Below are 23,476 nucleotides of genomic sequence, written 5' to 3'. Positions count from 1 at the left end.
TTGCGCTCAAGCCCGCTCCACACTTTCAACCAGAAGGCCGATACCGGACATCAGGGCGTCTTCATCGTAGGGTTTTCGGATGATCGGGGCCTGCGAAAACTCTTCAGGCACCATCACGCCATCGGCATAACCCGTTGCGAACATGAAGGGAATTCCACGTTTGTGCAGTTCCCTCGCAACCGGAATTGAGGTGTCCGAGCCAAGGTTGATATCGAGGATCGCGATATCGGGCAGATAGGCTTTGAGCTTCTCAATCGCCATGGCCGAGGATGTGGCGGTTTCAATGCGTTCGATGCCATTGTTCTCGAGCATGCTCTCAACATCCATGGCGATCAGCATCTGGTCTTCTACGAGCAAGATTTTCAATGGTTCCTCCCGGTCATAAGTTTTTCTTGCACCGGACATATCGCCCTTTGTCGATTGGGGCAGCGAAGAGAATTTCAAGGACACATGGCGGGCCGGCAAAACCATTTCTGCCTCAAGCCCGTCGGGGCGATAGTGCAGCGTACTGCGGCCGCCAAGATCGTAGGGTATGCTACGGCTGATCAGGGCGGTGCCAAAACCGGCACGTGACGGTGTCGCCAAGGGGCCGGCAAGGGTTTCCCGCCACACAAGACGGCAATCATGGCTGGTGTCGAGCTCCCAGCTGACCTCCAGCCGGTTGCTGTTTTGCGGAGAAAGCGCGCCATATTTGGCGGCATTTGTCGCCAATTCATGCAGGACAAGCGCCATGACGGAGAAAGCGCGTGAATCAAGCGTCACTTCGGGACCGGTGAGCATCACATCTGTCAACGGCGACCGGTGAGGCGACAGTTCCGCCTCCAGGAGATCACGAAGTGACCCGCCGCCTTCACCGCGAATGATCTGATCATGGGCGAAGGAAAGCGCCTGAATGCGGCCCTTCAGTGCCGTGACGTATTCCTGCAGCGTCTTGCCTTCCTGAGAGGGATTGCCGACAAGCGATTTGATGATGGCCAGGATGTTCTTGACGCGGTGGTTGAGTTCTTCGTTCAGCATTCGCTGACGGACTTCTGCCCGGTCGCGTTCACCCGCCATCAGTTCGCTGTGCTGGAACGCGACTTCGACCAGCGCGATACGCGCTGCCTCGGCAATTTCCCGGTCCGATTCCGACCAGGGCTGCGCCTGCAGGCTGACGGTTTCCTTCCAGATCGCAAAGCTCTTGCGCGGGGTGAGACGGTCGCCCATCGGGCCTGTCTCATAGGATTTTTCCGGGTTGCCCGCCCAGTTCAGGGTCTGGACAATCTCCTTGCGGAAAAACAGCAGATAATCGTTTTTGACTTGGGAAAGTGGAATGGCGAGCACGCCTGCGGCAATGGGCGCGTAGGTTTCTGCCTCGGGAATAACCTGCGACAGCGCGTGTGTTGCCCAAACCTTGTTTTCAGCGGTGGAGGCAATAAATCGGGCAAGCCGAGGGATGGCATCATGCGGCGGAACGGACCCGTGACCATGCCAGTTGTCGTTGACCCAGAGGCCAACGCCATCACATGGCATCAGATCGGCAAAATCCTGAAAACTGTCGACCAGCAATTCCTCGATATTGGAATGATGCGCGGCAAGGCGCAGAAACCGGTCGAGCGCACTGTGCGCCTGGCTGATCGTCGTCAGCCGTCGCTTCTGCTTGAGGATCTGGAGGTGCATGGAGAAAAACTCTCCAAACATTTCCGCAGCAATCCTGACCGGCATCGAAAGGACGCGCGGTGAATAATGATGGCAAGCGATAAGCCCCCAGAGCGCCCCATCGACGATCACCGAAATGGACATGGACGCTGCCACACCCATATTGCGCAGGTACTCGCAATGAATGGGCGAGACGCTGCGAAGATGAGCAAAGGAAAGATCCAGCGGTTCGCCGGAGGCATCGAGTGTGGGCACAACAGGCACGCGCATGCCGCGTGCGTCGGAGATAATGCGCAGCGTGTTCTTGAGGTACAGCGTACGGGCCTGCTGCGGTATGTCGCTGGCAGGGAAATATTGGCCGAGAAAGCTTTCCAGTTCCGGCTGTTTGGCCTCTGATACGACCTTTCCGGAGCCGTCATCTTCGAAGCGGTAGATCATCACGCGGTCGTAGCCGAGCGTCGCCTTTATCAATCTGGCCGTCCTCGAAATGAGGCTGTCGACACTGTCGGCTTCACGAATTCGATCCACCATCTTTCGCGCAGTGCCGAGGGGCTGGGCTTCCGAGCGCGATGGCTCAAACTCCACAATGGTCACTGATTTGTGCCTGTGGAGCGCGATATCGAACGTCTGACCGTTGGCCGTTTTTATGCCGGGGAGCAGGGATGGGCGAATGGATCTGCCCGTCACGGTCAACGCGTTGCGAAGATCATGCGTCAGCTTTGCGCCGAGCACGTCGTCTGCCGACCTGCCGTTGATCTCTCCTTCCAGGCCAAGCATTTCGCCGCAATTTTCGGAGTGGCGCAACGCTATACGCATGGCGCTGTCGAATGCGATCAGACAGCCGTGGGGCTGGATATAGCCGGGAATATGAATCGGTTCTTTGTCACAGTTTGTAAGATCGACCTGATAATCGGTGGATGCCATAGGTCAGTCTTTCGCATCCGTTCTCATTACCGGATACAAAAATCCGATCGATCCAAAAGGGGAGGGCGTCGTGTCGTCCATATGCGTCTGTATTCCTTCCCCTTCGATGCAACCGTGAGGTCTGCCGGATCGTTTTTGCCGCTGTTGCAGACGTGCTCGCAGGCATTTACCCCTGACTAATACGATGTAACGTCCTTAACGTGTGTTTTGTTCCTGGCATCCAGAGGAAATATTGTGCCCCAAAAGAAAACGATCATCGCCACAAATGGCCAGGGTTTGTACGAGTTTACCGATGAGGCCCGTCGCTTCGTTCGCGAGAGTGGCATGAGTGAAGGGTTGCTGACGGTCTTTGTTCGGCACACCTCCTGTTCTTTGCTGATACAGGAGAATGCCGACCCGGATGTGAGGCGCGATCTCAAGGTGTTCTTCCACCGTCTCGTTCCTCCCTCCAGCGATGCGTCTATGGGCTGGGTCAGCCATACGCTTGAGGGCCGGATGACATGCCCGCGCATATCAAGGCAGCGCTGACCGCCGTCTCGATCGGTGTTCCTGTCAGCGACGGAAAACCGGTCCTTGGAACCTGGCAGGGGCTTTACCTGTTTGAGCACCGCGATCACCCGCACCGTCGGGAAATCGTCCTTCATCTTTCTCCGTAAGCCTGATTTGCGGAGCCTGCCATCTCGCCTCAAGCATGAACCTTGGCTGAATGTGCGGTTCTGAAATCATTCAGGCGACGGACCCTAATGTGTTCTCAATCGCTGGTCAGATGATCTGCCGGCGGAAAAGCGAAACGGAGTGAATCATGTTCAGCACTTTTGCTAAAGCCGGTATGGCAGCCCTTATCGCCTTGGGCGGAATTTCTGCAACGGCCTCAGTGGCTTCGGCAGGTCCGGACGTGCAGTTCGGTATCCAGGTTCGCGACGGTCACCGCGATGGCGGTCGTCATGGTTGGGGTGGCCCGCGTCGCGGCTGCTCGCCGTGGCTTGCGGAAGAAAAGGCAAGCCGCATGGGTCTTCGTCGCGCACGTGTGGTTGACATGTCGCCGCGCCGCGTCGTGGTTGCCGGCTTCGACCGTCATGGTCGTGACCGCGTTGTCTTCGCCAATGAGCGTGGTTGCCCGGTTATCCGCCGGTAATCTGACGTTTTTAAGAATTGATCCGCGGAAAATCCCCGGTCCCCCCCTGATGCGGATCAAATGGATCGCCCCGTCTGGCTGAATGTCGGCGGGGCGTTTCCTTTTTGCGGCGTCAAGGCCGGGAAGATGAGCGAGATTTTTAAAAAGAAGCGAGGGATGAGGCCGTTTCAGGCTTCATCCCTCGATCAGTTTTTTACGGTCGTCTCGATTTATTGGTCGAGGGCGAAAGTGACGTTGACGACAACGCTGTAGTTGTTCTCGCCGGATGCGATCGGCACGCTATCTGCCTCCTTCATCATCGATGCACGCATTGCGCCCTGCGGTACAGGCATCGGGCGCTGCATGTTTTCGGTGATCTGGATGACCCGGCCGAGTTTCACGCCTGCTGCTTCCGTCAAGGTTTTGGCTTTCGCCAGCGCATCGGCCACCGCCAGTTTACGGGCTTCCGTCACCGTTGCTTCAGGCTTGTCGTTGGTGAAGGTGATATCGCCACCCTGATTGATGCCGAGCTTGACGGAGGTGTCGAGGATTTCGCCGAGTTTCTTGAGATCGCGGACGCGCACCGTCAGTCCGTTGCTGACCTGATATCCGGTGATTTCGGGAGCGACGTAAACGCCGTCCTTTGGCTCGAAGTGCTTGTAGAGCGGCTGGACGGAAAAATTGCTGGTCTGAAGATCACGGTCTTCGATCGACGCGGCCTTCAGCGCTTTCAGCACTTCCGACAGTGCCTTGGAGTTTTCCGTCAGAGCCACAGCAGCGGTCTCCGCCTGTTTGACAACACTGAAATTCAGGATCGCCATATCTGGTGCGACTGCGGACTGGCCTTCACCCGAAACGCTGATCGTTGCTTCGCTCTTTGTCGTCTCCTGTGCAAACGCATGGCTGGCAAGCGGCATAACCGATGCTGCAGTCAAAGCGGTCAGGGCGAAAAGGCGGGCCGTTCTTGTCGTCATGGTGTTTCCTCGTTGATTGTGTCCCTGTGCAAGCTATTGCCAGAGATTGTGAAGCTATTACGGCAACCTGCTGTTGCGCCATCATCAATGGCTTGTCGGCTCAAGAAATATGCGTTAGAGCGTGACCGCCGGTTTCGAACCATTGCGAAACCCGGTATTTCGGATCTTAAGTCCGAAAGGGCCTGTAGCTCAATGGTTAGAGCCGGCGGCTCATAACCGCTTGGTTGGGGGTTCGAGTCCCTCCGGGCCCACCAATTTGTCTTCTCAACCAGATATCAGGCCATCGTGGCTCTCATTTTTTGGGGAAGACGCGCCTTTGGTTTCGATTTTTGCAGGCGCAACAATGCGGTAACGCTCCGCAATTTTATTGCGGCCGTGTGCTCGGTTCAGGAAATTTGGGGAAGAGGGAGAGCCGGCCAGCCGGGGGCTGACCGGTCGATATGTTGCGGGTCAGTTGCAGACGCGCATTGTTTCCGTATGCCAGCCGCCGTCATAGGAATTCGGGACGCGGCGATCTTCGTACCAGCAGCGTGGGCGCGGTGGTGGTGGTGGCTCGTAATAACGAGGACCGCTGTTGTTGACGATTGCACCACCGATCAGGCCGCCGATCACACCGGCTGCCAGGCCGCCGGCGATAGCTGCGCCGTCGTTATGACGACGATGCTCGCGGTAGGGCGGGGGTGGAGGGCCGCCACGGTCATAACGTGGACGATATTCCTGCGCAGCAACCGGTCCGTAAGATACGAGGACGCTTCCGGTGGCGACAAGCGCAGCAAGGGTCGAAAGAATTACTTTTTTCATCAGGGCTACTCCATAAGCCTGCTGCAGGAGATAGAGGCTCATTATGCCCGGATGATGGCACGAACCTTCTGAACAGCTTGTGAATGGTTCGTTGCTTGGTTTTCATTTTTCATGAGGTCGGAACGCCTTGCAGTTCTGGTCGCCATGGCCAGTTCGCGCATAAAAAAAGCCCGGTAAAAACCGGGCTTTTTTGAGCGCCATGAGGCGGATCAGAACTTCACACCAAGGCCCACCTTGACGGTGTGCTGGTCAAGATCGGTATTGATGCCGAAGACATCCTTGTCGCTGTAGTCGTTGAAGCGATATTCGATCCTGGCGAAGATATTGTCGGTGAAGGCGTAATCGAGACCTGCTCCGACGGTGTAACCATTGAACGTGGTATTGTCGTCGCCGACTGGGGTTTCAACAAAGCCGCGCGTCGCGGTCCAGCCTGCGGTCGCGTAAAGCAGAGCGTGATCGAAGGCGTAACCGACGCGGCCGCGTACGGAGCCCTGCCAATCGGTGCCAACCTTCGTGCCGCCGTAGTCATTGTCGTTCCAGTTGTAATCGAGATCACCCTCGATGCCGACGACGAAATTGTTGTCGAACTGGTAGTTATAGCCCGCGAAAGCGCCGAAGATGCCGCCATCGAAGTTGTCGGAGGCAACGGGCCCACCCGCCGAAAAGTCACCATTCAGCCAGCCTGCTCCACCCTGAATACCAAGGTAGGGGCCAGACCAGGTGAATGTCGGCAGAGTTTCCTGCGCGACAGGCGGTGCGGGGGTCTCGTAAACGGCGTCGGCAGCCATTGCCGTGCTTGCCGCCAAGGCGAACATTGATGATGCGATCAGCGTTTTCATTGTTTGTCTCCCTGAGCTGACGAACCTCTATATCATGTATTAGGCGTATTTAATATGGGGTGCGAGATACGCTCGCCAAGGCATGCAAAACGGATGCTTTGTCCCACGCATTACGTTCTTATCGAGCCGCGAACGTTTTTGGATGCGATTTGGTTCCGATTTCAGATAAGCCTGTGGGGTATGGAGACGTTCCGTGCTTGTCACGCTTGGTTGTATTGACAGCGCAAGTACCGATCATAAGTTTGCGACAAAGATTTTCGCCGGCGTTGAATACGGCGTTTTATGGGAGGTATGATCGCGTGAAGATTTGTTCGGGGCAGGGGGAGATGGCGTGATTGTTGCGGCCGTTCTTAGCGCGCTTCTTCTGGTTACGCTGATCGCTTTTCCAAGATACCTGAAGCCGGCCGTTCTGTGTCTGGGGCTGGTTTGGGGTGTCACTGCAGCGATCGTGGTTTTTGACGGGTTTCGCGGCGGCAACCGGCTTGAGAACATCGTTGCGACTGCCGCCTTTGATGCGACCTGCACTGATCCTGCCCTGCCTGTTCAGGTCAGTTTTCGCAACGACAACAGAGTTGCGGTCAAACGTCTGACCTATACGCTCGAAGGTTTCGAACAGGACGTCGGCGTTTCCGTCGCCTTCAATCCATACCAGACAAGTGACAAACGGATAGAACCTGGAGAAAGCTTTGCGACCTGCCGGGCCTACCGGTTGCGCAACAATGAGCGGGTAGATGCGAGCACGCTGAATTGGCGGGTCACAATCAATTCAGCGGAGTTCGACTGAGGCGTTTTCATTTCGACTTGTTTTCGCCAGCTTGTGATGGCATCCCGCCATGCATCTGATGAAAGTGATGGGTTGTTGTCGTGCGTTCTCTTCTGGTGCTCTTGAAAGTTTCGGCCGTCGTCCTGGTTGCAGTACCGGTTCTGGCCGGGGCGCATATGGGGATTGGCCAGCTGACGGGAAACTTCCATGAGGTCATTCCGGGCGAGCTTTACCGGTCAGCGCAGCCAAGTGGTGAAGACATTGCCGACTACGCCAAAAAGCATGGAATCAAGACCATTCTCAATCTTCGCAATGAGAAGCGTGAAGCCTGGTACGATGCGGAAAGCACGGCGGCAAAACAGAACGGTATTCGCCTAATCGATTATCCACTGAGTTCGAGTGAAAAACTGTCGGTGGATGATGCCGAAATGCTGGCCGCAGTCATGCGCAATGCCGACAAGCCGATCCTGATCCATTGTGAGCATGGGGCAAACCGCACCGGCCTCGCGTCGGCAATCTATGTGGGTGCCGTCGCGGGAAAGAGCGAGGCTGCTGCAGAGTTTCAGCTCTCGCCCTATTACGGCCATGTGCCCATTCGCGGCATTGGTCGTTACGAAATGTACCAGTCATGGGATGATTTCGAGGAAACGCTCGGCTTTTGAGCCTCGTTTGCCGAGGCTGGCGGCTCAATATGAGCCGCCGTTCTCCCCAATCACCTTGGTCAGACTTCCCGTTGCCGGGAAAAGCGGGATAAGGCAGGCCTGCAGGGCGTGATAGATATCGCCCTTGCCGGGGAACAATGTCTTCGCCGGAACAAGATTTTCGGTCAGTTCCTCGTGCCAGCCGCCATGGGCGTGATCCAGGAAGTTGTTGGCAATCGTGCTCCAGATGCGGCGATAGCTGTCTTCGTAAAAATCGTCAGCCGGGAGGTTTTCGTTGAGGAAGTGGGCTGCACCCGCTGCCTCGCACATCGGCCACCACAGCTTCGACGTCTTGTCGGGATTGTCGTTCCAGTCGAGCGTGTAAAAGAAGCCGCCTTTTTCCCGGTCCCAGCCGAGCGCCATGGACTGCACAAACAAAGACTTTGCCGCGACAGGCATCCAGTCATGCTTGCGCTCACCCAGCACCCACAGTTGCAGCAGGAGACGAGCCCACTCGAGCCAATGCCCGGGCGTCGATCCCGATGGGCGGAACATCTCGTTGCCGCGATAATTCTTGTCGAGTGTCCAGTCCTCGTCGAAGTGTTCTGGAACACGGAAATCCAGCTCACCGGCGCGACGACGGATAATGAGATCTGCGATCTTTTCCGCTTTTTCGATGTAGGAACGCTCCCCGGTGACCTCGTAGGCCGCCATCAGCGCTTCCGTCAGATGCATGTTGGAGTTCTGCCCACGATAATTCTCGATCGGCGACCAGTCGCGATTGAACTCCTCGGCAATTGCCCCATGCTTTTCTTCCCAAAACTTCGTTTCGAGAATTTCGGTAATGTCCTGGAGCATGCGGTCGGCCAGTGGATGCCCAACGGTCTTGGCTGATGAGGCTGCCAACAGCACGAACGCATGGCCGTAACCCTGCTTCGTCGAATCGACCGGACCATTGTCATCCGTCTGCCAGAAGTATCCACCGTGCTCGCTGTCGCGGTGATTGTTCCACAGATAGGTCATTCCATGGTCAATGATATCTCCGCAGCCGGGCCGTCCGAGAAGATGGCCAATGGAGAAGCAATGTACCATTCGTGCGGAAGCGTGGATGCCGCGCACCGGGTTTTGCGGTTGCAGCGGTGCGCCTTTGCTGTCGAGGTCGAAAAAGCCGCCGGCCGGATTGATGGCGCGGTACTGGAAGAAATCGAAAAGCCCTTCTGCCTGCTTGACCAGCCATTGGCGATGCCATGGCAACGTGTTCCAGTTGTTGTTCGTGCGGTCATCTTCAGGCATTCGGTCCTCCATACTGATTGCTGCTTCGGGTTATATCCATGCCATATGAGCCTGTCATCTGTTCGGGAAATTTCGTAGTCTCCTGCAACGACGCAAAGCCATACCTATGCATTGAAGATATATTGACATAAACATATCTTTATGTGACTTGACGCGTTGCGATCTGCAAATCGAAATGAGGAGTGTGTCCGTGTTTGACGACCTGTTCGGCCCGGAAGGGGCAAAGCGCGACGGCGCGGAAATCATGAAGGCGCTGCGTGAAGCTGCCAATGAGCGTATCCTCATTCTCGATGGTGCAATGGGAACGCAGATCCAGGGGCTTGGGTTCGATGAAGATCATTTTCGCGGTGATCGGTTCATCGGCTGCGCTTGCCACCAGAAGGGCAACAACGACCTTCTGATCCTCAGCCAACCGGATGCCATCGAAGAAATTCACTATCGCTACGCCATGGCGGGCGCCGATATTCTGGAAACCAACACTTTTTCCTCGACCCGCATAGCCCAGGCCGATTACGAGATGGAGAGCGCGGTTTACGACCTCAACCGCGAAGGTGCGGAGGTTGCCCGTCGTGCCGCGATCCGTGCCGAGCGGGAAGATGGCCGTCGCCGTTTCGTCGCAGGCGCTATCGGGCCGACCAACCGTACGGCGTCGATTTCGCCTGACGTCAACAATCCCGGTTACCGCGCTGTCTCTTTCGATGATCTGCGCATCGCCTATGGCGAGCAGATCGATGGTCTGATCGACGGTGGTGCGGATATCATCCTCATCGAAACGATTTTCGATACGTTGAACGCCAAGGCGGCGATCTTCGCCTGCGAAGAGCGCTTCGAGGCCAAGGGCATTCATCTTCCGGTGATGATTTCCGGTACGATCACGGATCTTTCGGGCCGTACTCTGTCCGGCCAGACACCATCGGCATTCTGGAATTCCGTGCGCCATGCGAGCCCGTTCACCATTGGCCTGAACTGTGCGCTCGGTGCAGATGCAATGCGTCCGCATCTTCAGGAATTGTCGGATGTGGCCGATACCTTCATTTGTGCCTATCCGAATGCGGGGCTGCCCAACGAATTCGGCCAGTATGACGAAACGCCGGAAATGATGGCGCGTCAGGTCGAGGGCTTTGCCCGCGATGGTCTCGTCAACATCGTTGGCGGCTGCTGCGGTTCGACGCCGGATCATATCCGCGCCATCGCCGAGGCGGTGAAGGGTCACAAGCCGCGCCCGATCCCCGAGCACAAGCCATTCATGTCACTTTCGGGCCTCGAGCCCTTTGTGCTGACCAAGGACATCCCTTTCGTCAACGTCGGCGAACGTACCAACGTCACCGGTTCGGCCCGTTTCCGCAAGCTCATCACCGCTGGCGATTACACGGCGGCGCTGGCTGTTGCGCGCGATCAGGTGGAAAACGGTGCGCAGATCATCGACATCAACATGGACGAAGGTCTGATCGATTCCGAAAAGGCGATGGTCGAGTTCCTCAACCTGATCGCTGCCGAGCCGGATATCGCCCGTGTTCCAGTCATGATCGACTCGTCGAAGTTCGAGATTATCGAGGCTGGTCTGAAATGCGTTCAGGGCAAGCCGATCGTCAATTCGATCTCGCTGAAGGAAGGCGAGGAGAAATTTCTCCAGCAGGCGAAGCTTGTCCGTAACTACGGCGCCGCTGTTGTCGTCATGGCCTTTGATGAAGTCGGGCAGGCGGACACCTATCAGCGCAAGATAGAAATCTGCGCACGTGCCTATAAACTTCTGACGGAGAAGGCAGGACTTCTGCCCGAAGATATCATCTTCGATCCGAACGTGTTTGCGGTGGCGACCGGCATTGAAGACCATAACAATTACGGTGTGGACTTCATCGAAGCGACGAAGACCATTCGTGAGACGATGCCGCTCACACACATTTCCGGTGGCGTGTCGAACCTGTCCTTCTCGTTCCGCGGCAATGAGCCTGTGCGCGAAGCCATGCACGCCGTGTTCCTCTACCATGCCATCCAGGTTGGCATGGATATGGGTATCGTCAACGCCGGCCAGCTTGCCGTCTATGATAATATCGACCCGGAACTGCGCGACGCCTGCGAAGACGTGGTGTTGAACCGCCGCGACGATGCGACCGAGCGGCTGCTGGAAATTGCTGAACGCTTCCGCGGCGCCGGTGCAAAGGAAGCCAAGGCGCAGGACCTGTCCTGGCGCGAACTGCCGGTTGAAAAGCGCCTCGAGCATGCGCTGGTCAACGGCATTACCGAATTCATCGAAGCTGATACGGAAGAGGCACGCCAGAAGGCGGAGCGTCCGCTGCACGTCATCGAAGGCCCGTTGATGGCCGGTATGAACGTGGTTGGCGACCTCTTCGGTTCCGGCAAGATGTTCCTGCCGCAGGTGGTAAAATCTGCCCGCGTGATGAAGCAGGCCGTTGCCGTTCTCCTGCCTTACATGGAAGAGGAAAAGCGCGCCAATGGCGGCAGCGAGCGCAGCGCTGCCGGCAAGGTGCTGATGGCGACCGTCAAGGGTGACGTTCACGATATTGGCAAGAACATCGTCGGCGTGGTTCTGGCCTGCAACAATTACGAGATCATCGATCTGGGTGTGATGGTACCCACCACCAAGATCCTCGAAACCGCGATTGCCGAACAGGTGGATGTGATCGGCCTTTCCGGTCTCATTACGCCGTCGCTGGATGAAATGGTGCATGTGGCCGCAGAGATGGAGCGGCAGGGCTTCGATATTCCCCTGCTGATCGGCGGTGCGACGACGAGCCGTGTCCACACGGCTGTCAAAATCCATCCGCGCTATGAAAAGGGGCAGGCAATTTATGTTACCGACGCGTCTCGTGCCGTCGGCGTCGTTTCCGCGCTCCTGTCCGCAGAACAGAAACCAGCCTATATCGAAGGTATCCGAAGCGAATATGCGAAGGTTGCCGAAGCCCATGCGCGCAACGAGCGTGAGAAGCAGCGTTTGCCGCTTGCCCGCGCCCGCGAGAACGCCCAGAAGGTTGATTGGTCTGGCTACCAGCCAGTCAAACCGCAGTTCTTTGGCACGAAGGTCTTTGAAACCTACGATCTGGAAGAGCTTTCGCGCTACATCGACTGGACGCCGTTCTTCCAGACGTGGGAGCTGAAGGGCCGCTTCCCCGCCATTCTTGACGACGAGAAGCAGGGTGAGGCCGCACGGCAGCTTTATGCCGATGCACAGGCCATGTTGAAGAAGATCATCGACGAGACGTGGTTCCGTCCGCGTGCGGTCATCGGCTTCTGGCCGGCCAATGCCGTTGGCGACGACATTCGTGTCTTTACGGATGAAAGCCGTGGTGAAGAACTTGCAACCTTCTTCACACTGCGCCAACAGCTTTCCAAACGGGACGGGCGTCCGAATGTGGCTATGTCTGACTTCGTGGCTCCTGTTGATAGCGGCGTGGCTGACTATGTCGGGGGCTTCGTGGTGACGGCTGGTATCGAGGAAGTGGCGATTGCCGAGCGTTTCGAACGCGCGAACGACGATTACTCGTCGATCCTCGTCAAGGCGCTGGCCGACCGGTTCGCCGAAGCCTTTGCCGAGCGTATGCATGAGCGTGTCCGTACCGAGTTCTGGGGTTATGCACCGCAGGAGAACTTCAACGGTGAGGAACTGATTTCAGAGGCCTATGCCGGCATCCGCCCTGCACCGGGGTATCCGGCGCAACCGGATCATACGGAAAAGAAGACGCTGTTTTCTCTTCTCGACGCGACCGAGGCGACCGGCGTGGAGTTGACGGAAAGCTATGCCATGTGGCCTGGCTCATCCGTTTCCGGCCTCTATATCGGCCATCCCGAAAGCTACTATTTCGGCGTCGCGAAAGTGGAGCGCGATCAGGTGCTGGACTATGCCCGCCGCAAGGATATGCCGGTGGAAGAGGTCGAGCGCTGGCTTGGGCCGGTGTTGAACTATGTGCCTACGAATGCTGCGGAAGAAATCGATAGCGCGGCTTGAGATTTAAAGTCGTTGGCGGTCCAGCACCGCCTTCGACCGGGACACACCAGAAACGAAAAAAGCGCGGGAAAAACCCGCGCTTTTTTGTTGTTTCCGGTCTGCTTACGAACGAAGCGCTGCCAGTTCCTCGATCCCGACATGGCTCTCCACCTCGCTGCCGCGCAGATAGAGGTACACACCAATAAAGAAGGCCAGAACGGCGATGAACACCAGATACCAGGCATGCGCCATGGGGTTGACGGCCAGTGCTGTTGTCACGGCAATCGGTGTCAGGCCGCCGAAGACGGCGTAGGAGACGTTGTAGGCGAAGGAAAGGCCGGAGAACCGGACAGATGCCGGGAAGGCACGGACCATGACGTATGGCACTGCACCCGCCATGCCGACCGAGAGGCCCATGACGCCATAGAGCGCGAACATGGTTGTCAGCGAAGTGCCGGCGTAGCTGTAGAAGGCAAAGGTGGCGACGCCGAAGAAGACACTTGCACACATGAAGAAGATGCCGCTGCCGATACGATCGATCAACGCACCGGCGATGATGACGCCGAAGATCAGGAACAGCGTGCCGAAGCTGGTGCCGGCAAGCGCCTGGGTCGGTGTATAGCCGTAAAGCTTCTGCAGGAATGTCGCTGTCATCAGCGTCGTGACGACGATGGCAGCCGAAAGCACCCAGGTCAGCAGTGCAGAGATGATCACGCCGCGCATATGGTGCTTCAGGACGAGGCCAAGCGGCAGCTTGTCCGTCAACGACTTCGACTTTTTCATCTCGGTGAAGATCGGCGTTTCCTCCAGCCAGCGGCGCAGGTAAACGGCAATCAGGCCGAAAACGCCACCCAGCAGGAAGGGGATGCGCCATGCGTAACCGGCAACATCTTCCGGTGGGAAGATGGAGTTGATGGCGAAGGCGATCAGCGAACCGAGCATGATGCCGAAGGACAGGCCGGAGGTAAGGAAACCGCAGGCAAGACCAACACGGCGGAAGGGAACATGCTCGGACACGAAGGTCCATGCGCCGGGAACTTCACCGCCAATGGCCGCGCCCTGCAGCATGCGCAGCACGATGAGCAGGATCGGTGCAGCCACACCGATTGTCGCGTAAGTCGGCATCAAAGCCATGCCGAGTGTCGACAGAGCCATCAGCAGGATCGAAAAGGCAAAGACACGCTTGCGGCCATAACGATCGCCATAATGCGCCAGCACGATGCCACCGAGAGGGCGCACCAGATAGCCTGCGGCGAAAATACCGAAGGTCTGGATCATCACCAGCCAGTCGGGCATTTCCGGTGGGAAAAACAGATGGCCGATGACGGTGGCGAAAAACACGAAGATGATGAAGTCGTAGAATTCCAGAGCGCCGCCAAGGGCGGACAGGCCAAGGGTTCTGTAATCCTGTGCGTTCAGCGGGCGCACTGAGGCGGGTGTCGTTGTGGGAGACATGACGCGGTTCTTCTCATATTACTTTATGCAGGTTCGCATGCGGCAATAAGACCGGGATTTCAAGTCTTTTGTCGCCTGTTTCCGTCTCGCGACGCGGTTGGCCTCATTCAAAACGGTCAATGATGCTGATACCGCTGTCCTTGAAGTTATCCATTGCGGGCAGGGCGGTCACGGCATCGGAAAGTGTTATGTGACGGCCGATGAGTTTTTCCGGTGAGAGTTTGCCGGTCTTGATCATCGCCAGCATGTCGTCATAACGCCACGCCTGCATGCCGTGGCTGCCGTAGATTTCCAGCTCATGGGCAATGACACGCGCCATCGGGATCTGTGGCATGGAGTGATCCGCCAGCATCAGACCCACCTGCACATGGCGTCCGCGACGGCGCAGGTTGCTGATGGAATTGCAGCAGGTCTGCGGGTGCCCCAGCGCATCCACCGACACATGGGCGCCGCCACCGGTCACTTCCCGTACTGCCTCCGTCACATCCGCAACGTTGCGGCTATTGATGGTCACGGTTGCGCCGAGCTGTTTGGCAAACGCCAGCTTGTCTTCGGCAATGTCGATGGCAACGATCTGCGCGCCAAGGCCGGCACCGATCATGATTGCTGAGAGGCCAACACCGCCGCATCCGTGCACTGCCAGCCACTCACCGCCCTTCAGTCGCCCCTGATCCACCACCGCGCGGAAGGAGGTTGCGAAACGGCAGCCGAGGCTTGCTGCGGTATCGAAGCCCATGCTTTCGGGGAGATGCACGAGGTTCTGGTCAGCGTAATCGATGGCGACATATTCTGCGAAGGAGCCCCAGTGGGTGAAGCCTGGCTGGAACTGCGTTTCACACACCTGCTGATTGCCCGAGCGGCATTCCTGGCAATGGCCGCAGCCGGAGACGAATGGCACGGTCACACGGTCTCCAACCTTGAAACGCATGACATTTTTGCCAACGGCGGAAATAACCCCGGCGAATTCGTGGCCGGGCACATGCGGCAGGTGGATGTCGCTGTCATGCCCCATCCAGCCGTGCCAGTCGCTGCGGCAAAGCCCGGTTGCCCTGACCTCGACCACCACGCCGCCCGGTGTCGGTTCGGGGTCCGGCAGGGTTGCGATTTTCGGGGCTTCGCCAAAGCGTTCGTAAAACAGTGCGCGCATGATTTCACTCCTGAGTTCAGACTGGACTAGCCTTTTTGCTCAGGAGGAAAAAGGCAGTTACTCTGCTACAATCATCAAATCTTCTGATGCGAATTTCAGTGTGACGCGCTCGCCGATGGACGGCGGGGCCGTGCCCGGATCGTTGAAGCTGTCAAACGACAGGATAGCGCCACCGACATCCATGCGCGTGCGGATGACCGACCCCAGGAAGTGGCTGGATGTAACCGTGCCGGAAATTGCCACGTCTTCCTTCGCACCTTCTGCCAGCGAGCCCGCTTCCGGGCGAAGCGCCACGGTAATCGTTTCGCCGTTCTTCTTCGACAGCGGTTTCTTCAGCGACACCTGCTGGTCACCGATGCGAAGAGTGCTGGTCGATGCGTCGACAACCGTCGCGTCGATCAGGTTCAGCGTGCCGACGAACGAGGCAACGAAACGGGTTGCGGGCTGATTGTAGATCTCGAACGGCGAGCCAATCTGGTCGGCGCGGCCGGCATTCATGACGACGATGCGGTCGGAAATCGACAGGGCCTCTTCCTGATCATGCGTCACGAAGATCGTGGTGATCCCGAGTTGTTGCTGGATCTGGCGGATTTCTTCGCGGAGCGAGACGCGGATCTTGGCATCCAGTGCCGAAAGCGGCTCATCCAGAAGAAGGACCTGCGGTTTGGGGGCGAGGGCACGTGCCAGCGCCACGCGCTGCTGCTGGCCACCCGACATCTGATAGGGGTATCGGTCCGCCAGATGTTCCAGGTGGATGAGCGCCAGCATTTCCTTCACGCGCGTATCGATCTCGGCCTTTGGCTTGCCTGCCACCTTCAGGCCGAAAGCGACGTTGTCGTAGACGTTCATGTTGGGGAACAGGGCGTAGGCCTGAAACACCATGCCGATGTTGCGCTGGTTCGGTTTCAACGTCGTCTGGTTCTTGCCGTTGATGACGATGGAGCCGTCCGTCGGCGTTTCGAAACCGGCGATCATGCGAAGCACGGTGGTCTTGCCGCAACCCGATGGCCCGAGGAAGGAGACGAATTCCCCCTTCTCGATGGCCATGTTGAAGTCGTGGACGACCTGAACCTGACCGAAGGATTTCTTGATGTTCTGGAGTGTCAAAAAGCTCATGAAAATCTTGTCCTCAGCCCTTGGGAGGGGTGCCCTTCTGATAGCGGGAAACGAGTTGAATCAAACCAAGGCAACCCCAGGTGATGCCGAAGGAAATCACGGCAAGCGCTGCCGGTTCGTAGGCGCGGTTGGCGCCGAGCAACTGCATGTAGGGACCAAAGGCCGGTCGGTTTAGAAGTGCAGCCATGGTGAACTCACCGATGACAATGGCAAATGTCAGGAAGGCTCCCGACAACACCGCGACCAGCACATTCGGCAAAATGATACGCGCAAGGATCGTCGTCCAACCGGCACCCAGGCTTTGCGCGGCTTCGGTCAGCGTCGCCACATCGATGGTTCGAAGTCCGGTGTCGACGGCGCGGTACATGTAGGGCAGCGCGAGGGTCGTATAACCGAACATCAGCAATAGATTGGTGCCGGTAATCGTGCCCGTGAGAGGAAGCCAGCTCGAAGTGTTATAGAGCCGGATATAACCGAAGACGATGACGATAGCCGGGATGACCAGCGGCAGAAGCGTGATGAATTCAATGATCGGCCGCAGACCAGGCAGCTTCAGCCGCACCCAGTAGGCGGTTGGAACCACCAGCACGACACCGAAGACAATGGTAAACAATGCCATCATCACGGAGTAACTGAAGGTCTCCTGAAAGCGCGGGTCGCTCAGGACCTTGGCATAGGCGTCGAAGGAATATTCGCCGCGTCGCATTTTCAGCGAGAAGTTCGTCATGCCGATCAGCGGCAGGGCGAAATAGAGAATTCCGAAGAGCAGGGCGCCCCAGGCAAAAAGCCGCTTCATTTCAGCCACCTCTCGCTGCGCGTGCGCATCCAGATATAGAGTGTGTTGGCGATGCAGGTGACGATAATCATGCCGAAGGCCAATGCATAACCAAGATTGGGATTGCCCAGGACGTCACCGCGGATCTGCGCAAACAGCAGGATCGGAACGATGCTGAGAGATGAGCCGGTCAACGCGATGGCGGTTGCAACCGCGCCGAAAGCATTTGCGAACAGCAGCGAGAAGGTACCGAGAAGCGAAGGCAGCAGAATGGGGAATGCCACCATGCGCCAGTATTGCGTGCCGCTTGCGCCGAGGATTTCGGCTGCTTCACGCCATTCGCGCTTCAGGCCATCAAGGGCCGGGGTAATGATGAGGATCATCAACGGTATCTGGAAAAACAGATAGGTGATCGTCAGTCCCCAGAAGGAGAGGATGTTGAAGCCCAGCATGCGCAGGTCGATACCGATCTGCGTTTTCAAAAACACGGTGATCAGACCGACGGGACCAAGCGTCGCGATGAAGGCGAAGGCAAGCGGCACGCCAGCAAACTGCGAGGCTACACCGGAAAAGGTCAGCAGTGGCCCGCGAATTTTCTGTGGCAAGCCACCCAGCACGACCGCGGATGCCACGGAAAAACCGATCAGACAGCCGAAGAAGGCCGATGCAATGCTGATTTTGATGGAAATCCAGTAGGCTGCCAGAATGGACGGTGTAAACAGTCCGATGATGTTATCGAACGTGAAGCCGCCTTCCGCATTCTGAAAAGCGCCGACGACGATTTTCATCGTCGGCAAAATCAGAAAGAGCAGGACAAAAATGGCAAATGGCACCACACCTATCCAGTGAAGCGGCAATTTCTTGCCCACGGTGGATGGTCCGCCGGTGTTTGTTGATGGCATGCCGTGTCCCCAAACGCCGCTTTAAAACGGTCTGTTTCGCGCATCGCCTGTAAACCGGAAACAATTTCCGACGGGGCAATGAACAGATTCAATAATTTCATGCGTCGTTGCGCACGGGCTCAGTGTGACTGCGGAACGCAAGACGCTTTTATCAAATAAGCACCCCGGCCTTTTGAAAAGCCGGGGTGAATGTTTTCAACAGTTTACTTCACGTTCGCGCCGACAACGCTGTCCCAGCCGCCGGTTACGGCAGCCTTGTTGGCATCCACTTCCTCGAGGGTCGGGAAGTAGGCCTTCTCATAGGCTGCTGCCGGCGGCAGGCTGTCGATCAGTTCCTGCGGAACCTTGCCAGCCTTGACCATGGCGTTGAAGCGGATCGGGTGGCAATAGCCCTTCAGCCAGCCGAGCTGACCGTCGTCCGAATAGAGGTGTTCCATCCACAGCTTGGCTGCGTTCGGATGCGGTGCGTAAGCGGAGATGCCCTGAACGTAAACACCGGCAAGCACGCCCTTGGCAGGTACGACGACTTCGGTCGGCGGGTTGTCGTTCAGCGTTTTCTGCCAGGAAAGCGCGTTGTAGTCCCAGGCAACGACGATCGGCGTCGCGCCCTGCGCCAGCGTACCGGCCTTGCCGATAACGGGCAGGAAGTTGCCAGCCTTGTTGAGGTCGGCGAAGTATTTCAGGCCAGCTTCGCCAGCTTCCTTGCCGGACTTCGCATCGGCAGCAAGACCAGCAGCGAGAACGCTGAGGATTGCCTGGTTGGACGCGCGCGGGTCACCTGCGAGAGCGACCTGACCGGAGAATTCAGGCTTCAGGAGATCAGCCCAGTCCTTCGGCGATTCCTTGACGAGATCCTTGTTCACCATGAAGGACATCACGCCGTAGTAGTCACCGTACCAGTAACCTTCGGCATCCTTCACGTTGTCCGGAATTTCGTCCCAGGTGGAAACCTTGTAAGGCTGCAGCAGGCCTTCAGCCTTCATCTGCGGGCCGAATGCGAGACCGACGTCGATGACGTCAGGTGCCTGCGGGCCCTTGTTGTCCTTGTTGGCCTTTACGGCTTCAACTTCGTCGGCAGAACCGGCGTCAGGGTTCAATTCGTTGACGGTGATTTCCGGATATTTTGCCTTGAAGGAAGCAATCACGTCGCCGTAACCGCACCAGTCGTGCGGCAAAGCGATGGTCGTCAGCATGCCTTCTTTCTTGGCGGCTGCGATCAGTTCGGCGCTCGGTTCGGCCGCAGCGATCGCGGTGGATGCGATGACCATAGCAGTGGTGAGCGATAGCAGTCGGCGGCTGTGTGAGATCACTTTGGTTCTCCTCTTGGTGTCTCATGCGTCGGCGGACGCTGATACGTGGGTTGCATGAAGGTTATGTGACAACTGTGTCGGGCAGTTTCCCGCCCTTCTCATGGTCCCGGCCGTTTTCTTGCCATCATTGCGCCTTGTTGTCGCCGTGATATTTGAGAAACGACATAATAAGTCTGTGTTGCGTCCTTGGCGACGATAATGCGCAAATAAGACGCCCGTTTTAAGTTTCCCCTTTCCCCGGTTTTCTGAAGAGCCGGGTCTGTTCAAACAGCCCCTCCAGCGAATTCATGCGCTGACGGGTTTCCTCCCAGCCATTGCTCTGGACCGCTTCGATCAGCGCTTCCACCACAAACAGCGTCACCACCGAGCTGTCCCACGCGGAGGGTGCCTCTATTCTGACGCGGAAGGTGTGTTTGGCAAAGCGGGAAACGGGCGATGTCCACTGATCGGTGAACAGCAATATGCTCACATTATTGTCATGGGCCACCTGCGCCAGCGTCACCATGTCCCGCTCGTAGCGGCGGATATCGAAGATCACCAGCACGTCACCCGCGTTCATGTTCAGCATATATTGCGGCCATGAACTGGAGTTCGACGACATCAACGCGGTCTTGGGCCGGATGACCTGCATATGCGTGAAGAAATACTCGGCAATCGCGCCGGTGATGCGGCCGCCGACGAAGTAGATGCTGCGCTTTCTATCCGAGAGCAACGTCGCGGCACTATCGAAATCGGCCGTATCCAGATCACTCAGTGTCTCGCGCAGATTGCTGGTGATCGCTTCGGCAAAGCGATTGAGGATATGCAGCCCCGGCGCATTGGTTGCCCATCTGTCATGCTTGGCGACGGGGCCGGAGATGGTGGCCTCGAGTTCCTGATGCAAACGCGCCTGAAATTCGGGATAGCCCTTGTAGCCCAGTTTCTGGACCATGCGCGCCACGGTTGGCGTGGAAACACCGGCGTTTTCCGCAATCGTCGTGATGCTTCCAAGACCTGAAACGGGGTAGTTGCCAAGAAGGCTTTCCGCCAACCGCTTTTCAGAACGGGTCAGCGTCTCATAATGCGCATGAATGACGTCTGCTACCGTTGCTGTGGAGCTTCGCAAACTTTTCCCCTTCCGGTCTTTTCGCCGGTCTGTTTGAAAAAATAAAACATCTGGGCCTGCCATCGAGTCAATGGAAAAATGAAGAGATAATTTCAAAATTCCATTTGACACTCGCCATAATGTGAAGAATTCTTTTCGTGCTGGCGGGGCAGCGGGCTTTTCGGACGGGGTGCGTGCATGACGGTACGTTCACGGTTTTTCACTGAGGCGGAAGGGGAAGCCGTCGCCGTGGAAAACGCAGCAGCAAAGGGCGATGTGCTTCTCGTCTGCGAGCATGCATCCGCGACCGTTCCAGAAAAATACGGGACATTGGGGCTGACGGCAGATGTGTTATCGAGTCATGTTGCCTGGGACCCAGGTGCATTGGCTGTGTCGCGATTGCTGTCACAAAAGCTTGATGCCACGCTCGTTTATCAACGCTTCTCCCGACTGATCTATGATTGCAATCGCCCTCCCGAGTCGTCTTCGGCGATGCCGGTGAAGAGTGAAATCCACGACATTCCCGGAAATTTCGACCTCGATGACGCGGAGAAATTCGCTCGCACCTCAGCTCTTTATGTGCCGTTTCATGATCGCGTCGATGCGATCATCGCAGAGCGCCAGGCAAACGGGCAGAAGACGGTCGTGGTGACCGTTCACAGTTTTACGCCTGTGTATCACGGGCGGTTTCGCGAGGTTGAGGTCGGCATTCTGCACGATACCGACAGCCGTCTGGCTGATGCGATGCTTCGGTCGGCTGCGGCAGGCCTCGATGTCAGGCGCAATGAACCCTACGGACCTGATGACGGCGTAACGCATACGCTGAGGCTGCACGCGCTGCCGGACGGTTTCTTGAATGTGATGATCGAAATTCGAAACGATCTGATTGCCACTGCCGACGACCAGTCTGCGATGGCCGATTTTCTATACGAGCTTATGGGGAAGGCGCTCTCATCGTTCGATGAGTGAGGGAGCAACAGGCTGGCCAACGGTGAAAACACCGGGGCCAGCCTTTTTATGACAAGGCCGCACAGAAGCCGGAACGGCACAATGCGGATAGGGAACAGCGAGTGCGTGAGGTGTTGTCGTGCATGCGTGCCGACTGCGCCGGAGACTGGGGCACAATCGGCCAATAGCGGCTGACTGGCTTGTTTTTTTCTTAGATCAGGAGAGAAGGGCATGGACAGTTCATCAGCAGGCGTCAGCTATAAAAAAGCGGACGCATCCTATTTCGAAAAGCGGGGACTTTCCCGTTATGCAGGCGTGTGGTCTTTATGGTCGCTGGGCGTTGGCGCAGTGATTTCAGGCCATTTTTCCGGTTGGAACTTCGGTTTTGCCACGGGCGGCTGGGGTGGCATGCTGGTTGCCGGCATCATCATCGCCATCATGTATCTGGGACTGACGTTTTCGATCGCGGAAATGAGCCCGGCTCTGCCGCACACCGGCGCGGCCTATTCTTTCGCACGCACCGCCATGGGCCCGTGGGGTGGCTTCATCACCGGTCTTTGCGAGAACGTCGAGTATGTTCTGACGCCCGCCGTGGTGGTGACATTCATCACCGCCTACGTGAACTCGATCCTGGGCCTTGATCCGGCCTATTCACCCTTCGTGTGGATTGTGTTCTACCTTATTTTCCTTGGGCTGAACATTTTCGGACTGGAACTTTCCTTCAAGGTGACGCTGGTCATCACGCTGATTTCGCTTGGCGTTCTGGTGTTCTTCTGGATGAGCGCCATCCCCAACATCGATTTCTCGCGCTGGGCGCTGAATATCGGCGTCGGTCCGGATGGTGCTGCGGTCGAACTGCCGGAAGGCAACGGCTCGTTCTTCCCCTTCGGTTTCTCCGGTGTTCTGGCAACTCTGCCTTTTGCGGTCTGGCTGTTTCTTGCCATCGAGCAGCTTCCGCTGGCGGCAGAAGAATCCGTTGATCCGAAGCGCGACATGCCAAAGGGCATCATTCTCGGCATGGTTACGCTGATGGTGTCGGCTTTCATGATCGTGCTGCTCAACCCGTCGCTTCCGGGTGTTGGCGCTTTCCACCTCGGTTCATCGCTTGAGCCGCTGCTGGATGGTTTCAAGGCGATCTATGGTGACGGTGGCGTGGTTCTGCTCGGTCTTGTGGCACTGACCGGTCTTATCGCCAGCTTCCACACGATCCTTTACGCACAGGGCCGCCAGATTTACTCGCTGTCGCGTGCGGGTTATTTCCCGACTGCGCTTTCGATCACCCACTCCAGATACAAGACGCCATTCGTTGCCAACATTGCCGGTGCCGTGGTCGGTCTGGCCGTGATGCTCGCCATCTGGTTCGCGCTTGGTGCGGAGCAGGGCGGCAGTATCATCGGCAGCGTACTTTTGAACATGGCAGTCTTCGGTGCGATGTTCTCCTACATCATGCAGGCAATTTCATTCATACTGCTCAGGAAGAACCTGCCGCATATTGAACGGCCGTTCCGCTCGCCTTTCGGCGTTCCCGGTGCTGTCCTGACAATCGTCATTGCCATCGTCACGCTGCTTTACCAGATCCAGGACCCCAATTTCAGCAAGGGTGTGCTGTGGGTGGCCGTCTGGTTTGCCGTCGCTATTGCCTACTTCGCCTTCGTCGGCCGTCATCGCCTGATCCTCTCGCCGGAGGAAGAATTTGCGATGGAGCACAAACAGGCAGCGGCAAATGCCACCTCGGCTGCAAAGGCCTGACACTGATTGTAACGGGCGGCCGGTAAACGGCCGCCCCCAATAAAATATAAAAGGGAACGG

At 57.2% G+C, this 23,476-nt stretch carries 18 protein-coding genes, 1 tRNA gene and 1 pseudogene; 8 read left to right on the top strand and 12 right to left on the bottom strand.

Translation table 11 applies throughout. The features are described from left to right. Positions 1 to 6: 6 nt before the first annotated feature. Positions 7 to 2,562, bottom strand: coding sequence for an HWE histidine kinase domain-containing protein (locus HWX89_RS20815; RefSeq protein ID WP_138791040.1), 2,556 nt, complete (start codon positions 2,560 to 2,562; stop codon positions 7 to 9). Positions 2,563 to 2,796: 234 nt separating this feature from the next. On the opposite strand from HWX89_RS20815, the pseudogene HWX89_RS20810 reads away from it, so the two are divergent. Further along, a pseudogene (locus HWX89_RS20810) lies at positions 2,797 to 3,218 on the top strand (secondary thiamine-phosphate synthase enzyme YjbQ). A 146-nt stretch (positions 3,219 to 3,364) separates the two neighbouring features. Further along, entirely contained in the window at positions 3,365 to 3,697 is a 333-nt protein-coding gene (locus HWX89_RS20805; RefSeq protein ID WP_138791039.1) for a hypothetical protein, read from the top strand. Between the two features lie 209 nt (positions 3,698 to 3,906). Here the strand turns inward: HWX89_RS20805 and HWX89_RS20800 are convergent, their stop codons facing one another. Beyond that, on the bottom strand, positions 3,907 to 4,650 hold the full coding sequence (locus HWX89_RS20800) for an SIMPL domain-containing protein (protein ID WP_138791038.1): 744 nt from the start codon (positions 4,648 to 4,650) through the stop codon (positions 3,907 to 3,909). A 178-nt stretch (positions 4,651 to 4,828) separates the two neighbouring features. Between HWX89_RS20800 and HWX89_RS20795 the strand changes: the two genes are divergently transcribed. Continuing rightward, positions 4,829 to 4,904, top strand: a tRNA-Ile gene (locus tag HWX89_RS20795). A 196-nt stretch (positions 4,905 to 5,100) separates the two neighbouring features. On the opposite strand, the gene HWX89_RS20790 is transcribed toward HWX89_RS20795, so the two are convergent. Continuing rightward, positions 5,101 to 5,451 carry a hypothetical protein gene (locus HWX89_RS20790; RefSeq protein ID WP_138791037.1) on the bottom strand — a complete coding sequence of 117 codons (351 nt, stop codon included), beginning with the start codon at positions 5,449 to 5,451 and terminating at the stop codon, positions 5,101 to 5,103. 209 nt (positions 5,452 to 5,660) lie between these two features. Next, positions 5,661 to 6,290 (bottom strand): outer membrane protein, encoded by a 630-nt coding sequence (locus HWX89_RS20785; protein WP_138791036.1) that lies wholly within the window; start codon positions 6,288 to 6,290, stop codon positions 5,661 to 5,663. Between the two features lie 331 nt (positions 6,291 to 6,621). On the opposite strand from HWX89_RS20785, the gene HWX89_RS20780 reads away from it, so the two are divergent. Both HWX89_RS20780 and HWX89_RS20775 read left to right on the top strand, forming a co-directional pair. Next, a complete protein-coding gene (locus tag HWX89_RS20780) occupies positions 6,622 to 7,074 on the top strand; it encodes a hypothetical protein (RefSeq protein WP_138791035.1) in 453 nt (150 codons plus the stop codon). A gap of 80 nt (positions 7,075 to 7,154) precedes the next feature. Beyond that, entirely contained in the window at positions 7,155 to 7,715 is a 561-nt protein-coding gene (locus tag HWX89_RS20775; RefSeq protein WP_138791034.1) for a dual specificity protein phosphatase family protein, read from the top strand. A gap of 24 nt (positions 7,716 to 7,739) precedes the next feature. Here HWX89_RS20775 and HWX89_RS20770 read toward each other — a convergent pair whose 3' ends face one another. After that, entirely contained in the window at positions 7,740 to 8,999 is a 1,260-nt protein-coding gene (locus HWX89_RS20770; protein ID WP_178340850.1) for an AGE family epimerase/isomerase, read from the bottom strand. Between the two features lie 178 nt (positions 9,000 to 9,177). Between HWX89_RS20770 and metH the strand changes: the two genes are divergently transcribed. Beyond that, positions 9,178 to 12,951 carry a methionine synthase gene (gene metH, locus HWX89_RS20765; protein ID WP_138791032.1) on the top strand — a complete coding sequence of 1,258 codons (3,774 nt, stop codon included), beginning with the start codon at positions 9,178 to 9,180 and terminating at the stop codon, positions 12,949 to 12,951. A 102-nt stretch (positions 12,952 to 13,053) separates the two neighbouring features. Here the strand turns inward: metH and HWX89_RS20760 are convergent, their stop codons facing one another. The 7 genes from HWX89_RS20760 to HWX89_RS20730 all read right to left on the bottom strand — a co-directional run bounded on the left by HWX89_RS20760 (position 13,054) and on the right by HWX89_RS20730 (position 20,740). Further along, positions 13,054 to 14,385 carry an MFS transporter gene (locus tag HWX89_RS20760; protein WP_138791031.1) on the bottom strand — a complete coding sequence of 444 codons (1,332 nt, stop codon included), beginning with the start codon at positions 14,383 to 14,385 and terminating at the stop codon, positions 13,054 to 13,056. A gap of 103 nt (positions 14,386 to 14,488) precedes the next feature. Further along, the gene (locus HWX89_RS20755; protein ID WP_138791030.1) at positions 14,489 to 15,532 is read right to left on the bottom strand and encodes a zinc-dependent alcohol dehydrogenase family protein; all 1,044 of its coding nucleotides are present in this window, start codon (positions 15,530 to 15,532) and stop codon (positions 14,489 to 14,491) included. Between the two features lie 57 nt (positions 15,533 to 15,589). After that, positions 15,590 to 16,648: an ABC transporter ATP-binding protein gene (locus HWX89_RS20750; protein WP_138791029.1), complete on the bottom strand. Its 1,059-nt coding sequence runs from the start codon at positions 16,646 to 16,648 to the stop codon at positions 15,590 to 15,592. A 13-nt stretch (positions 16,649 to 16,661) separates the two neighbouring features. After that, entirely contained in the window at positions 16,662 to 17,444 is a 783-nt protein-coding gene (locus tag HWX89_RS20745; RefSeq protein ID WP_138791028.1) for an ABC transporter permease, read from the bottom strand. Then, positions 17,441 to 18,325 carry an ABC transporter permease gene (locus tag HWX89_RS20740; protein ID WP_138791027.1) on the bottom strand — a complete coding sequence of 295 codons (885 nt, stop codon included), beginning with the start codon at positions 18,323 to 18,325 and terminating at the stop codon, positions 17,441 to 17,443. Before HWX89_RS20740 ends, HWX89_RS20745 begins: the two co-directional genes overlap by 4 nt. Positions 18,326 to 18,528: 203 nt before the next feature. Continuing rightward, positions 18,529 to 19,635 (bottom strand): ABC transporter substrate-binding protein, encoded by a 1,107-nt coding sequence (locus HWX89_RS20735; RefSeq protein ID WP_138791026.1) that lies wholly within the window; start codon positions 19,633 to 19,635, stop codon positions 18,529 to 18,531. A 220-nt stretch (positions 19,636 to 19,855) separates the two neighbouring features. Beyond that, on the bottom strand, positions 19,856 to 20,740 hold the full coding sequence (locus HWX89_RS20730) for a MurR/RpiR family transcriptional regulator (RefSeq protein WP_138791025.1): 885 nt from the start codon (positions 20,738 to 20,740) through the stop codon (positions 19,856 to 19,858). Between the two features lie 177 nt (positions 20,741 to 20,917). On the opposite strand from HWX89_RS20730, the gene HWX89_RS20725 reads away from it, so the two are divergent. After that, positions 20,918 to 21,688, top strand: a complete 771-nt coding sequence (locus tag HWX89_RS20725; RefSeq protein ID WP_138791024.1) for an N-formylglutamate amidohydrolase — start codon at positions 20,918 to 20,920, stop codon at positions 21,686 to 21,688. 210 nt (positions 21,689 to 21,898) lie between these two features. Further along, positions 21,899 to 23,416 (top strand): amino acid permease, encoded by a 1,518-nt coding sequence (locus HWX89_RS20720; RefSeq protein WP_138791023.1) that lies wholly within the window; start codon positions 21,899 to 21,901, stop codon positions 23,414 to 23,416. Positions 23,417 to 23,476: the final 60 nt, after the last annotated feature.

It is taken from the genome of Rhizobium sp. RM (assembly GCF_013390595.1).
In the GTDB taxonomy this organism is placed as follows: domain Bacteria; phylum Pseudomonadota; class Alphaproteobacteria; order Rhizobiales; family Rhizobiaceae; genus Agrobacterium.
The sequence above is the reverse complement of the archived record's forward strand: the minus strand, read 5'-3'. Positions and strand labels throughout refer to the sequence as shown.